The organism is Pseudomonas sp. R3-41 (assembly GCF_054161485.1).
On record NZ_CP096421.1, the window covers coordinates 675,642 to 690,036 of the forward strand.

General features: G+C 60.3%; 9 protein-coding genes and 1 tRNA gene. 3 read left to right on the forward strand and 7 right to left on the reverse strand.

All coding sequences use genetic code 11. The features are described from left to right. Positions 1-3 precede the first annotated feature (3 nt). A complete protein-coding gene (locus M1D99_RS03020; protein ID WP_434573947.1) occupies positions 4-1,686 on the reverse strand; it encodes a flavin monoamine oxidase family protein in 1,683 nt (560 codons plus the stop codon). Between the two features lie 276 nt (positions 1,687-1,962). On the opposite strand from M1D99_RS03020, the gene M1D99_RS03025 reads away from it, so the two are divergent. Beyond that, positions 1,963-2,328 (forward strand): type II toxin-antitoxin system RelE/ParE family toxin, encoded by a 366-nt coding sequence (locus tag M1D99_RS03025; RefSeq protein WP_186706952.1) that lies wholly within the window; start codon positions 1,963-1,965, stop codon positions 2,326-2,328. Continuing rightward, entirely contained in the window at positions 2,321-2,635 is a 315-nt protein-coding gene (locus M1D99_RS03030; protein WP_186706953.1) for an XRE family transcriptional regulator, read from the forward strand. The genes M1D99_RS03025 and M1D99_RS03030 overlap by 8 nt, the downstream gene beginning before the upstream one ends. A gap of 59 nt (positions 2,636-2,694) precedes the next feature. Here the strand turns inward: M1D99_RS03030 and M1D99_RS03035 are convergent, their stop codons facing one another. Then, positions 2,695-3,156, reverse strand: a complete 462-nt coding sequence (locus tag M1D99_RS03035; RefSeq protein ID WP_018607342.1) for an Lrp/AsnC family transcriptional regulator — start codon at positions 3,154-3,156, stop codon at positions 2,695-2,697. A 36-nt stretch (positions 3,157-3,192) separates the two neighbouring features. Then, positions 3,193-5,481 (reverse strand): hypothetical protein, encoded by a 2,289-nt coding sequence (locus M1D99_RS03040; RefSeq protein WP_434573950.1) that lies wholly within the window; start codon positions 5,479-5,481, stop codon positions 3,193-3,195. Between the two features lie 287 nt (positions 5,482-5,768). On the opposite strand from M1D99_RS03040, the gene M1D99_RS03045 reads away from it, so the two are divergent. Continuing rightward, a complete protein-coding gene (locus M1D99_RS03045; RefSeq protein WP_434573952.1) occupies positions 5,769-6,020 on the forward strand; it encodes a helix-turn-helix transcriptional regulator in 252 nt (83 codons plus the stop codon). A gap of 77 nt (positions 6,021-6,097) precedes the next feature. Here M1D99_RS03045 and M1D99_RS03050 read toward each other — a convergent pair. The 4 genes from M1D99_RS03050 to dnaG all read right to left on the reverse strand — a co-directional run bounded on the left by M1D99_RS03050 (position 6,098) and on the right by dnaG (position 13,934). Next, a tRNA-Ile gene (locus M1D99_RS03050) sits at positions 6,098-6,174 on the reverse strand. Positions 6,175-6,189: 15 nt separating this feature from the next. Continuing rightward, positions 6,190-9,933, reverse strand: a complete 3,744-nt coding sequence (locus M1D99_RS03055; protein ID WP_458131364.1) for a bifunctional diguanylate cyclase/phosphodiesterase — start codon at positions 9,931-9,933, stop codon at positions 6,190-6,192. A gap of 127 nt (positions 9,934-10,060) precedes the next feature. Further along, positions 10,061-11,908 (reverse strand): RNA polymerase sigma factor RpoD, encoded by a 1,848-nt coding sequence (gene rpoD / locus M1D99_RS03060; protein ID WP_186706958.1) that lies wholly within the window; start codon positions 11,906-11,908, stop codon positions 10,061-10,063. A 67-nt stretch (positions 11,909-11,975) separates the two neighbouring features. Next, entirely contained in the window at positions 11,976-13,934 is a 1,959-nt protein-coding gene (gene dnaG, locus M1D99_RS03065; RefSeq protein ID WP_024616738.1) for a DNA primase, read from the reverse strand. Positions 13,935-14,395: the final 461 nt, after the last annotated feature.

Consider the following 14,395-nt stretch of genomic DNA (forward strand, 5'->3'; position numbering starts at 1 on the left):
CTTTTATTCGGGCAGGGCGATCGGACCGATCTCGTGGAACACATCACCTGGACCCGGGTTCTCGGCGTGAGTTTCTCCGCCGAAGTGCTTCATGATTCCCCACACGGCATTGAGTGAGGTTTGTACCGCGCCTTCGACCCAGGCAGGTGTCCATGAGACGTCATCGCCGGCGATAAAGATCCCGCGTTGTTCGGTCGGCATGTCGTCCTGCATGAAATGCGCGTACATGCGCTGGTTGTAGCGATAGTGGCCGGGCAAGGCGCCCTTGAAGGCGCCGAGGAAATGCGGATCCGCTTCCCAGGACACGGTGATCGGATCGCCAATGATGCGTGCGGCGATGTCCACCTTGGGGTAGATCTTCTTCAGGGCATCGAGGGCCAGCTTCACGCGTTTTTCCACCGGATGCGGAAGCATTTTCAGCGCATCGCTCATCCAGGAATACGACAGGCAAATCACGCCGGGCTTGTCGTCGCCGTTGTCGAACAGATAGGTGCCACGGGTCAGGCGGTCGGTCAGGGTCATGCTCATCAGGTCGCGGCCGGTCTCCGGGTCCTTGTCCTTCCAGAACGGCCGGTCGACCATCACGAATGTCTTGGACGATTGCATGTAGCGGGTGCGGTCCAGGGCCATCCACATCTTTTGCGAGAACAGCGCTTCTTCACATTCGATCTGGGTGGTCAGTAGCCAGCTCTGGCAGGTGACCAGCACGGCGGCGTACTCGCGGGTGTTTTCCCAGACGTCCGTCACGCTGAACCGGCCATCGGCCGCACGGGCAATGCGCTTCACGCCGCTGCGGGGGGCGCCCAGGTGCAGCGAATTCAGGCTGGTTCCTTCGGGCCAGTGCGCACAGCGTTCCGGCACGTGGTTCCAGATGCCGTGAGGTACCTGTTCGACGCCACCGACCACCAGATGCTGGTGGTCGTCGCAGTTGGTCATCACGACGCGGAAGATTTCCAGCATCGAATTGGGGAAATCAGAATCCCAACCGCCCGTGCCGAAACCGACCTGGCCGAACACTTCGCGGTGCTGGAACGAGAGCTTGGCGAACGCCTTGGAGGTGGCGACGAAGTCGTAGAAGGTGCGGTCGTCCCAGAGGGGCACCAAGGTGTTCCACAGCTCCTTGAGGCGTGGCACGTCGCGGTCGCGGATCGCCTGCTGGATGTCGCCGAAGCGCGAGCCATCCTCAAGCGCATCGGCCCAGGCGTCGGCGACTTCCTGGAACAGTGCGGGAAGGTCCGCCAGTTTCTGGGCGTAATAGGTCTGGCCTTCCAGGTCGATAACCGTACTGCCGGACGCCGGGGTCAGCGGGTTGGGAAACGGTTTGGTCTCCAGCCCCAGTTTGTCGACGTAGTGGTAGAACGCGGTGGACGACACCGGAAAACGCATGCCGCCCAGCTCGGCGATTACCCCTTCAGCGCCGTTGAACGCCTGTGAGCGCAGGCGCCCACCCATCTTCGACGCCTCGTAGACCACGGGCTTGAGTCCCAGCTTCATCAGCTCGTACGCCGCCACCAGACCGGCGATCCCAGCACCGACAATCGCCACTTCCGTACCCTGGTGGTGCGCGGGAATGCTGCCCAGGCCGGCCGGATGTTCGATCCAGTCGTCAAAGGCGAAAGGAAAGTCCGGCCCGAAAATGGTGATGGGCTTCTTACCGTCTGCTGGGTGGCGATTGTTCTTGTTCATGGCTGACCTTGATGGACGACTCGACGCGGCTTCGCGTCTGAGTATAGGAAAGATGCCAGCCATTCTAGGGAGGGTGGAACACGTTAATAAGACACAATATGTCGTCGTTTTGAATATGTTCCAGTCATTTTGACCAATTGTTCAGTCTTAATGACGAAGCCAGCCTCCCACAGAAACTCTCCCTAACAATTACTTGCGCAATCAACGGGAGCAGATACCCGCCGTTACTTCTATGGTTATTCCCTTGAGGTTATATAACCCAGGTGGCATATTTGTATGAAATGGGACGTTGAATACACGGATGAATTTGAGATGTGGTGGAACTGTCTCCGTGCGTCAGAGCAAGACTCGGTACAGGCTTCGGTAATGCTGCTCGGCGACACCGGGCCTTATCTGGGCTTTCCTCACACCAGTGATATCAAAGGTTCGCGTCATGGCAACCTTCGTGAATTACGAGTGCAACACGCAGGTAGGCCTTATCGTGTGCTCTATGCGTTTGATCCGCGCCGCTGCGCCATCCTCCTGATCGGGGGAGACAAAACTGGCCGGGACCGCTGGTATCAGGAATATGTGCCCTTGGCCGAACGCCTCTATGACGAGCATTTGGAAGTATTGAAGAGAGAGGGCTGTGACAATGGCTAAGAAATTTTCCGACTTGATGGCGCGTCGTGCGCCTGACTCCCAGGCGCGTGCACAAGCTCTGTATCAGAAGTTGCGTGCAGAGATGCCATTGCACGAGTTGCGCCAAGCGCAGGAGTTGAGCCAGGAGGCCTTGGCCAAGTCGCTGCATATCAACCAGGCGGCGGTCTCGAAAATGGAGCGCCGTACGGATATGTACATCAGCACGTTGCGAAATTACATCCGTGCCATGGGAGGCGAATTGGAGATTATCGCGACCTTTCCGGAGGGGCAGGTCAGAATCGAAAACTTTGCCTATCAAGCACCATAACTGACGATTTCCCCTATGGGAGCGAGCTTGCTCGCTCCCACGGGTTAAGTTGCGCAGGGCTAGACGGGCTGGCCCCGATCGATCTTGCTGCTGAGGATGATCGAGGTGGTGGTTTTCTCCACGCCATCCACGCTGCCAATCTGGTCCAGCAGTTGATCCAGCTGTTCTGGAGAGTCGGTGCGCAGCCAGGCGACGTAATCGAACTCACCGCTGACCGCGCACAACTGTTGGACCTGGGCCATGGCGCTCAGGCGTCGCAGCACGTCCTTGCCGGAGCGCGGTTGTACCTTGATGCCGACGTAAGCCTGCAAGCCTCCGTCAATCACCCGTTGGCCCAGGCGCACGCCATAGCCGGTAATCACCTTGGTCTTTTCCAGGCGCGCCAGCCGCGACGTCACGGTCGTGCGGGCGATGCCCAGTTGCCGAGCCAGCATCGCGACGCTTTCCCGGGCGTTGATTTGCAGCGCCGCGATCAGTTGCCGGTCGATTTCGTCGAGGACGGGGGGGCGGGTATCAGTCAAGGTGGGCTCCGGCGCAGGCATTCGATGGCGAGCATGTTACAGGCTCTCACGTGCGAAATAGCCAATGGCAGGCAAAGCCAGTGCGCGCCAGACGGGGGCCTGGTACACCTGTGAAACCCTGAACCAGAAACCGTCCTGGCAAACCAACTGTTCAGCGGGCAACTGCAACAGAGCATCCAGGGAGAACGCCTGCACTGAACCAGGGTCCTCATCGTCTTCGGCTGCCCAATCGCGCTCAAAGCAACGTACATGCAGTTGCTCGTCGAAGCGTTCAAACAGCGGCCGGTTGCCCAGCCATTGTGGGTGCACCCGCAACGTGTGCTGCTGGACGTCCAGAAGTAATAATTGCCAGCCCCGGTAGCTGCCACACAGTTCTGCCGCATCGGTCGCCATGCAAGTCAGGGCGAGGTAACGGGCATCCGTCGACCAGATCATCGAGGGCGCCAAGTCGACCAACGCGCAGCCAGAGGCTGTCAGCAGATGGCCTCCGAGCCGGGGCGTCTGGGCACGCACCCAACTGTCGGCATATTCCGTTTCGCTGCCAAACAACCAGGCGGCATCCCGATGGTCAGGCGCGGGCAGGATGAAGTCGCCGTCGGCGTTGGCCACTTGCGGACAATCCACCAGGCGCCAGGGGGCGATGCTGTGCAATTGTGAGCCCGTCACCTGCAGCTCCACGGTGTTGTAGAACAGCCGGGAGCGTTCGTCGGGATGAAAGAATGCCGGATCACCGCCAATCGGCGGCGCAGGAATGTTGAAGCGTTGTAGCGCGCTGCTGTCCAGATCCTGGTCAAGACGACCGGCAACCACCGCCAGGCTCAGCCGGCCATCACGAAAATCGAGGATGCGCTGCACCCACATCGGCGGTCCTACCAGCAGGCGTCGATCCTTCACGTCGGCAACCACCCCATGGGTGGTTACGGTCGTTGACTGTTCGAAGGGCAGCAGTGCCAGGTAACGTCCGCAGCCAGAGACGCGGTGATCCAGCAGCCAACTTCCCGGCAAGTGCCAGCCACCGATCTGGCAGCGATAGCCTCCCAGCCCGTCGGAATTATCGACAAGCCAGGTCAACCGCGCGCGTACTCCGTCCTGCATCGGTTGCGTTTCAATGAATGAATCGCCGCGCTGGCCTTGGCTGTCCAACGGCATCGCGATGGTCATGAGGGTCAGCATAAATTCGCCAACCTGCACGCGCCCTTGGGCGTCGTGACCGGCCTGGGTCTCGGTATCGCCGTGGATGCTGTCCAGGCGATAGCCATACCGGCCGGAGCCCGGTCGCGCATAGTCGAGGTACGAGCCGATAAACACGTGGTTGGTGTCGAGGCCCAGCAATTCATGCCAGTAGAAGGATGGTTCCGCTTCCCGCCTCACCCAGGGCGAAGGCAAGGCCCGCCAACCGTTGTCGAGCTGCCACAACCAATACTGGTCGCCATCTGCTTGGGGATCTTGCGCCTGAGCCAGGCACACCAGGGCGCGATGATCGCTGCTCCAGATCAACGGCGCATCGGCCGCCATCCGCAGGCCGGAGGGTTGCCCGTTGATGCTGATGGTATAGCGCGGGGAAATCAGCGGTTCCAGCGGCTGGGCCAGGTTGCGAAAGGTCGCGGGCAAGGCGATGTCGCCCCGCAGGCAGTGCTGGCCATCGGTGGAGTGCCGTTCAAAGGTCTGTTGAACCTGTTCGGGATGCCAATCGGATTCCAGCCACAGGTCAGCGAAGGGTAGCAGGTGCGTAACACTGGCCGTCTGGAATAGCTCAGGCAACCGAACTTCGCGAACGCTGTCGTTCACCAGTGGGCTATGGCGCCCGCTCAAAACGCCGAGGTCAAAAGCGTCCAGCTCCCAGAGCTCGCTGTCGGCGCAGCGATACACCTGACGCTGCTGGCGGTCGAGAATCAGCAGGCCCCAGTTCTGCCTGGACGGTATTGTCGCGGCGAAGTAGCGCCCGTCGCGGGAGAACAGGGCCGAGGAACCCAAGCCGAGAAGGAGGGCACCATCGGGGAACATATAGTCGCAATAGGTGGGGCCGCCCATGGCGATCTCACTGTGGTTGAAGACCCGGATCGGCTCGCCTTCAGGGGTCAGCAATGGCTCATTTCCACCCCAGGCACTCGGCCCTTTGCTGGAAACGGGTGCCAACCCAAGGCGCCGCTCCCAGCTACTGACGCAGGCGAGCCCGACGATGATGCCGACAATCGCCACCAAAATGCCCCACCACTCAGGCAACGCCCGACCCAGGCTGAAACCCAGGCCAAACACCGCGCCGACCGTCAGCCGGGCAATGCCCCGGCCCATCGCCAAAAAGCCCAGGCGAGCGGCAAGGCCCATTAGCAGTCCGAGGCAGACTACCGCCAGCAAGGCCAATGGGGGCGGCAGTATTGTGACGAAAAAGGCTGGTACCAGGAGGATGCCGAGTTGCCAGAACAGTTCAAGAAACAGGCGGGGGAGGCTGGGGCTGGCGATGATGGGCGTCTCGGTGAGGGGAGGGATTTTTATTGTAATGGAGTGAAAGAGGCTAACGGGGAGAACTGCTCCCCTGTGGGACACAGCGGTTTTGATTTTTTTACAAGTTAGGTATACGTTACATCTCAATTGGTTTGTTGCGTATACAGAACATGGACTATGCCCTTATCACAACGCGTCTTGGCCAACAGGTCCGGCAGCGCCGCCTGAATCGCGGTCTGACCCAAGCCGATCTCGCTACTTTGGCGGGTATCACCCGGCAGAAGGTCATCGCCATTGAAAAGGGTGACCTGTCGGTGGGCATGCTCGCCTACGCGCGAATCCTGGGAGCTCTGGATTGTGAGTTCGCCGTGGTGCCGGCTGCAATGCCCACGCTTGACGAAATCCAGGGAGTGTTCGACTGATGACGACCTTACACCTTCGGATAGGGCGTTATCACTTTCTGAAAACTCAAAAGCCGCGCAATGCGCGGCTTTTAATTTGGTGGGCCCACACGGACTCGAACCGTGGACCAAAGGATTATGAGTCCTCTGCTCTAACCAACTGAGCTATAGGCCCTCAGTAGGCCGCGGATTATAGCGACGGTTTCTCGGCTGTGCTATCCGAAAAATCCGATACGGACACACATAGAAACGTTGCGGCGAACTCCTCGGCGCACAGGGGCAGGCTGACGATGTAGCCCTGGATCTGTTCGCAACCCTCTTCGGTCAGGAATTGCTGCTGGGCCAGGGTTTCGACGCCCTCGGCGATGATGGTGAATTGCATGCTGCGGCCCAGGGCGATGATTGCCCGCACGATGGCCACATCGTGGGGATCATCGGGCAGGCCGCGGACGAAGGACTGGTCGATCTTGAGGATGTCTAGCGGCAGGCGCTTGAGATAACTCAGGGAGGAATAGCCCGTGCCGAAGTCGTCGATGGCCAGTTGCACGCCAAGCTTTTTCAGCTGGTGCAGCACCGTCAGGGCCTCTTCGGCCTGGCTCATGATGAAGTTTTCGGTAATTTCCAGTTGCAATAGGTCGGGCTTGAGTTGGTGTTCGCGCAGCAGTTGTTCGATACGCCCCAGCAAGTTGGGTTGACGCAGTTGGGCACCGGCCAGGTTGACCGACAGTGGGCCGAGGCTTTCGTAGGTGCTGTTCCATTCGCACAGCTGCCGGCAGGCACGTTCCAGAACCCAATCGCCAATTTGCAGGATCATCCCGTTTTCTTCCGCCAGCGGGATGAAGTGTTCGGGCGGAACGTCGCCAAATGTCGGGTGATTCCAGCGAATCAGTGCCTCGGCGCCTACCAATCGATTGTCGACGAGGCTGATTTTCGGTTGGAAGGACAGTGACAGCTCGTTGCGTTCAATCGCCCGGCGCAGCTCGTGTTCCAAGGCCACGCGCTCGCTGGCCTGGGCGGTGAGGTCGCGGGTGTATCTCTCCACCCGGTTGCGCCCCTTGGCCTTGGAGCGGTACATCGCCGCGTCGGCATTCTTGACCAGCGTGGCGACGTCGCAGCCATCCTGCGGGTAGAGGCTGGTGCCGATGCTGGCGCTGATGAAGAACTCGTGTTCGCCGGCCTGGAACGGTGCGGTAAAGCAGTTCAACAGTTTCTGGGCGATGTGCTCGGCATCGCTGGGCTGTTGCAGGCCCGGCAGCAGGATAATGAACTCGTCGCCGCCCAGGCGCGCCACGGTGTCGATGTCACGCAACTGCTCGCGCAAGCGCACGGCGATGCCCTTGAGCAGCAGGTCGCCGACCGGGTGTCCGAGGCTGTCATTGATGTGCTTGAAGCGGTCCAGGTCCAGGAACAGCACGGCACCCTGGCCGCCGTTTTCCTGTTGGCTGTTGAGGGCCGCCAACAAGCGGCTTTCGAACAGTGTGCGATTGGGTAGGCCCGTCAGCGGGTCGTGGTGAGCCTGGTAATCGAGCCGGGCCTGGGCGTGTTTGAGGCTGGAGATATCGGCGAAGACGGCGACGAAATGGGTGATCTGTCGGTCCCGATTGCGCACCGCGCTGATGGTCAGCCAACTGGGGTACAGCTCGCCGTTCTTGCGTCGGTTGGAGATTTCTCCCTGCCAGTGCCCCTCCGCTGTCAACTGGTGCCACATCGCCGCGTAAAACGCGCTGTCATGCAGGCCGGAAGCCAACAGCCGGGGTGTGTGGCCCAGGGCTTCGGTTTCGCTGTAGCCGGTGATTTCGGTGAACGCCCGGTTCACGGCGCTGATGTGTTGTTGGGTATCGGTGATCAGCACGCCTTCGGCAGTGCTTTCGAACACGGTGGCGGCCTGTTGCAGTTTTTCCTGCATCAGGTGACGTTCGGTAATGTCCCGGGCGATGGTCAGCATGCAATCTTCGTTGCCGATGGGCAGCGGGCGGCTGGACACTTCGCAGAGCCGTATCTGCCCGTCGTTGCGACGGATATGGCAGCTGAAATCCCTGACGAAGCCGTCCCGTTTCAGCAGGTCGAGCATCTGCTTGCGCTCGTTGAGATTGACCCAGATGCCCAGGTCCAGGGTAGAGCGGTCGACCGACAGGGCGCTGTTGAAGCCGGTAATGCGGCTGAATCCTTCGTTGACTTCAATCAGCAAGCCATCGCTTTGCCGGGACAGCAGCAATCCATCGGGCGAGGCGTGGAATGCCTTGGCGAACTTCTCTTCGGATGTCTGCAGTTGTTGCTGGGTTTCCTTGAGCTGGCTGATGTCTCGCACCACCACGACCAGGGCGGGCGTCGTGTCGAGGTCGAAGGGCTCGGCGGAGATCAGCCCGGTGAACACCTGGCCATTGCTGCGGCGAAAGGGCATTTCCAGGTTGCGGATGCTGCCAGCCTGCAAACGCTGCAACAGGCCCGGCCCCACACCCTGGATGCCCCAGATATCCAGTGCGGTTGCGCTGCGCCCTATCACGTCTGCGGCACTCAAGCCGATCTGCTCTTCGAAGGCCTTGTTGACCTCCAGCAGGCAACCGTCAAACAGCCGTGCAATCACCAGGATATCCGGGCACTGGCGGAACACCGAGGCAAATTTCTGCTCCGAAAGACGTAGGGCTTCCTCGGTACGCTTGGCTTCACTGATATCGATCATCAACCCGCGCATCAGCGGTTCGTGCCCGTGTTCGATCAGGCTGACAATATCGCGTACCCACAGACAGCGGCCATCGGCGGTGATCACCCGGTAATCGATGCAGTGGTCGCGCCCCGCCAATACTTCTTGATCACAGTAGCTCTGGGCACGGATCAGGTCGGCCGGATGAATGATGTTGCGCCAGAAACCTGGGACCAGCCAATGGGAGAGGGGATAGCCCAACAGGTCTTCGGCGTGGGGCGATACGTAGCTGTAGGTGAAATCGCTGACCCTTGCCTCCCAGGCAATGGCCGACAGGCTCTCCACCAGCCCACGGTAATGGTATTCGCTGCTGCGCAGCTCCTGCTCAAGCTCGACCCGTCGGGCGATCTCCGAACTGAGCCGGCGGTTGATGCGAATCACCACCGCCAATATGCCGACCAGGAGCAGCAGCGCCGGCAGGCCATACAGCAGCAAGTCCGACCAGAGCTGGCGGTAGTCATGCACATTGCCGACCCATTTTTGCTGGATCTCGGCGACCTCGGCCGGGCTCATGTCCGCGATGACCTTATCCAGGATACTGACCAATATCTTGTTGTCTTGAGGGACGGCCATTGCTAGCTGATAGCGATAGGGCGTTTCACCGCTGACATAAAGGCCTTCGAGCTTGAGTTGGCGCAGGCTCCAGACACTGGAAGCCAGATCGCCCACTACCGCATCCACTTCGTCGGTCGCCAGTGCTTGCAGGGCTGAGCTGACGTTGGGCAGTGCCACCAGGTTCAGGTCGGGATGATGGTTGCGTAGCAATTCATGGGGGGCATAGTTCTCCACCACGGCGATCTTCAGCCCGTACAGTTCCTTGAGGTTGTGAGGCCGGGCGCCACCGTGATGAGCCAGGATGACAATGGGGAAGTCCAGGTAGGGGCGGGTAAATGCCAGGTAATTCTGGCGCTCCGGGGTGGACATGATGCCTGGCAAAAGATCGATCTTGCCTTGTGCGACTTGCTCCAGCACGGCCGTCCAGCTGACCGGCTCGATCGGGGTGACCTTGACGGCCAATCGTTCACGGATGATCTCGATGTAATCGGCGGCCAGGCCCTGGTAACGGCCTTGATCGTCGCGGAACTCAAACGGCGGCCAGGAGGCGTCGACACCCAGGCGCAGGTCGGGGTGGTCCTTGAGCCAGCGGAGCTCCTCGTCGGTGAGCGTCAACGCGCCAGCTGTTGCGGTCCAGGTCATCAATGACAGCAAAAGCGCGGCCGTCAGTCTGGGCATCACTGTCTCGTCATGGCTTGGTGAGGATGAGTCGAGTGTAGACGGGCAACAGGGTGGTGAGGAGCGTAACGAAGGGGATTTTATCTGTGCATAACAAAACCCCCGGCAGGGCCGGGGGTTTTGAAGGTCACTCGTCGAGGAAGGAGCGCAGATGCTCGCTTCGCGTCGGGTGGCGCAGTTTGCGCAACGCCTTGGCTTCGATCTGGCGAATCCGCTCACGGGTCACATCGAACTGCTTACCGACTTCCTCAAGGGTGTGGTCGGTATTCATGTCGATGCCGAAGCGCATGCGCAGTACCTTGGCTTCACGGGCAGTGAGGCCGGAGAGCACTTCGCGAGTCGCTTCCTTGAGACTCTCGACCGTGGCGACATCAATCGGAGACTGCATGGTGGAGTCTTCGATGAAGTCACCCAGATGGGAGTCTTCGTCATCGCCGATCGGGGTTTCCATGGAGATCGGCTCTTTGGCGATCTTCAATACCTTGCGGATCTTGTCCTCAGGCATTTCCATGCGTTCGCCCAGCTCTTCCGGCGTCGGTTCGCGACCCATTTCCTGCAACATCTGCCGGGAAATGCGGTTGAGCTTGTTGATCGTCTCGATCATGTGCACCGGAATACGGATGGTGCGGGCCTGGTCGGCGATCGAGCGAGTGATCGCCTGACGGATCCACCAGGTGGCATAAGTCGAGAACTTGTAGCCGCGACGGTATTCGAACTTGTCCACCGCCTTCATCAGGCCGATGTTGCCTTCCTGGATCAGGTCGAGGAATTGCAGGCCGCGGTTGGTGTACTTCTTGGCGATGGAGATCACCAGGCGCAAGTTCGCTTCGACCATCTCTTTCTTCGCGCGACGGGCCTTGGCCTCGCCGATCGACATGCGACGGTTGATGTCCTTGATCTCGGCGATGCTCAGGCCGGTCTCGGCCTCCAGCGCACTCAGCTTTTGCTGGCAACGAACGATGTCCGGCTGCAGGCGGGCAATGGCTTCAGCATATTTGCTCTTGCCCTTGGCCAATGCATCGGTCCAGCTTTCGTCGACTTCGTGGCCAGGGAACTGGCGCAGGAAATCGGCACGTGGCATGCGGGCGTCACGCACGCAGAGCTGCATGATCGCGCGCTCTTGCTGACGAAGGCGATCCAGGGCACTGCGAACACGCTCGACCAGGCCTTCGAATTGCTTCGGTACCAGCTTGATCGGCATGAACAGCTCGGCCAGTGCCAACAGCTCGGCGATCGCCTGCTTGTTGTTGCGGCCATGCTTCTTCAGCGCCTTGCGGGTGATTTCCATCTGGTCGGCCACGGCGCCGAAACGCTGTGCGGCGATGACCGGATCCGGACCGCTTTCGGCTTCTTCCTCGTCGTCGCTGGCTTCGGCGTCGTCGTCATCGGTGTCGTCGTCGGCCTTGACGGCTTTCGCGTCGATCGGCGGCGGCACTTCGGCGGCAGGCGGCGCAATGCCGTCGTCCGGGTCGATATAGCCGCTCAGGACGTCAGACAGGCGGCCACCTTCGGTGGTGACGCGGGTGTACTCGGAGAGAATATGGTCAACCGTGCCAGGGAAGTGCGCGATTGCGCCCATCACTTCGCGGATGCCTTCTTCAATACGCTTGGCGATTTCGATTTCGCCTTCACGTGTGAGGAGCTCTACCGTACCCATTTCACGCATGTACATGCGCACGGGGTCCGTGGTGCGACCAATGTCGGTCTCGACCGCTGCCAACGCTGCGGCCGCTTCTTCAGCGGCCGCCTCGTCGGTATCGGCGTCGGCCAGCATAAGGGCATCCTTATCTGGAGCAACCTCGAATACGTTGATCCCCATGTCGTTGATCATGCGGATGATGTCTTCCACCTGTTCCGGATCTGAAATATCCTCCGGCAGGTGGTCGTTGACCTCCGCGTAAGTCAGGTAGCCCTGCTCACGACCCAATAGGATCAACTCTTTGATACGAGACTGCTGTTGCGCTTTTCCGGACATAACACCCTATCCACTGAAGGTCTTGGCGGGCAAAAAACAAGCCGAGGATTATACCTGAGCTGTGACCTCACGCGCCAGTTGAGGTCGGGTTTGATGCGCAAACATTGCGGCTGAGTAAGTCGCGCAATTGGTTTTTCTCTTCGCTGGTCAACTCACTCTGGCGAGCTTTTCGCAGAAGTTGTTCCAGGTTTCGCTCGCGTTGGCGGGCGGACAAGCTAGTAATGGTGTCGAAAAACTGTTGTTCAAGGTTGTCTCCCTCAATCAGCCATTCCTTCTCGGCCAGGGCCTTCAAGAGGCGTCCCTGCTCGGTACCGTGCCACCGTGCGATCAACTGGAACGAGTTTAGCTTGGGGTTCTTCTGCACGGCTTCAAGGAGTGCCACCAGCAATTGTGTATTGCTGTGGTCCTCGGCGGCGAAGTGCCCTGCGTCCTCGACTTTCTCCGCCAGTTGCGGGTGATGCAGCAAGGTGCGCAGGGCGGCCAGTGTTGGTGGTTCGACGGCGGCCGGCACGCGCGGGGCACGTGGTTGGTCGCGATCGCCGCGCTTGCCGTTCTTGTCCCAGGGTTTTTTGTCCCATTTCTTGCCGCCACTGCCGGGTTTTTTCGGTGTCCATTCCTGCTGGGGGGCGTAATCCTGCTGGGGTTGATGATAGTCGGCGAAATCCGGCATCGCGTCGTAATCGATGCCCGGGTCATAAGCGGGTGGCGCCTCCTGGGGGGCGCTGTGCACCAGTTGATTGACCGCTTCGCTGTTCAGCCCGGTGATCTCGGTCAGGCGCTGGCGCATGAGTGTGCGCAGGTTGGCGCCGGGCACCTTGTCGATCAGCGGTGCCGCGAGGGTGGCCATGTGGGCCTTGCCTTCGAGGGAGCGTGGGTCGGCTTCTTCGGTCAACTGCTGGAAAAAATAATCGGCCAACGGTTGTGCGTGCTGGTTGATCCGCGCACGGAACGCGTCGGTACCCTCGGAGCGCACCAGGGTGTCCGGGTCCTCGCCCTCGGGCAGGAACAGAAAACGTGCCCGGCGCCCATCCTGCAGGCATGGCAAGGTGGCCTCCAGTGCGCGCCAGGCGGCGTTACGGCCGGCCTGGTCGCCGTCGAAGCAGAACAGCACGTTGGGCACCACGCGAAACAGGCGCTTCATGTGTTCTTCGCTGGTGGCCGTGCCCAGGGTCGCGACGGCGTTGCGCAAGCCTTGCTGGGCCAGGGCGATCACATCCATGTAGCCTTCGACGACGATGATTTCGTCGAGGTTGCGGTTGTTCTTGCGCGCTTCGTACAGGCCGTAGAGTTCCTGGCCCTTATGGAATACCGGGGTTTCCGGAGAGTTCAGGTATTTCGGCTTGTCGTCGCCCAGTACCCGGCCACCAAAGGCGATGATCCGCCCGCGTGTGTCGCGGATCGGAAACATGACCCGGTCGCGGAAGCGGTCGTAGCGCTTGCCGGTTTCGGCGTTTTCGATCAGCAGGCCGGCGTCGATCATGGCGCGCTGCTGCAGTGTGTCGCTGCTTAAGTGCTTGTACAGGTTGTCCCAGCCGGGCGGGGCGAAGCCGAGGCCGAAGTCCCGGGCGATTTCGCCAGTCAGGCCGCGGCCCTTGAGATAATCCACCGCGGCCTTGCGCGCCGGATGGCTTTTGAGGGCCTGGCGATAGAAATCGGCTGCAGCCGTCAGTAGCGGGTAGAGCGGCGAATCGGTCGGTTGGCGCGGCTTGTGTTGTCGACCGCTTTCCTCCCGGGGAATTTCCATGCCCGCGGCTTTGGCCAGTTCTTCGACGGCCTGGGGAAAGTCCAGGTTGTCGTGGTCCATGATGAAGCCGAGGGCGTTGCCGCCAGCGCCGCAACCGAAGCAATAGTAGAACTGCTTGTCGGGGCTGACGCTGAAGGAGGGGGTTTTCTCTTTGTGAAACGGGCAGCAGGCGGTGTAGTTCTTGCCTGCTTTCTTCATTTGCAGGCGAGAGCTGACCACGTCGACGATGTCGGTGCGGTTCAGGAGGTCGTCAATAAAGCTCTGGGGAATCAGCCCGGCCATGGCGTTCTCATCATCACTGCGCGAAATAGGGGCCCGAAATCGGCAGGCGTAACCGGGTCTGGGTTTGAGGCACGCTGAATCGGTGGCTCGACCGGGTCGTCTGCATCATCGCTGTCGGGAAGTGTATCTGCCGATAATCCACTGACGTTAATAACTATCAGTATTCGACTGTTTGAATGTGTTGCGCTGAGTCCGGTAACGGCCGGTCGGGCCTCGGATAGCTCATGAAGCGGGCACGCAGGTAGGTGCCTTGGGCTGATCGTCGTTAGAGGAATCAGGGTGTGCTCGTCGGTAGCCTTGGAAGGCTCGTCAGGAAAGACGTGCACCGCTGGCAAAAGAGCCAGGTCTGACGCAGTGAAGCGGTTGTCTTGGTCGCGTCTGCGGCTTTGACGGTGAAGCATCAAGCGTTATTCCGCAAATGCCATAAGCCCGGCTTGAAGGCCGGGCTTGGCAGAAGCTTG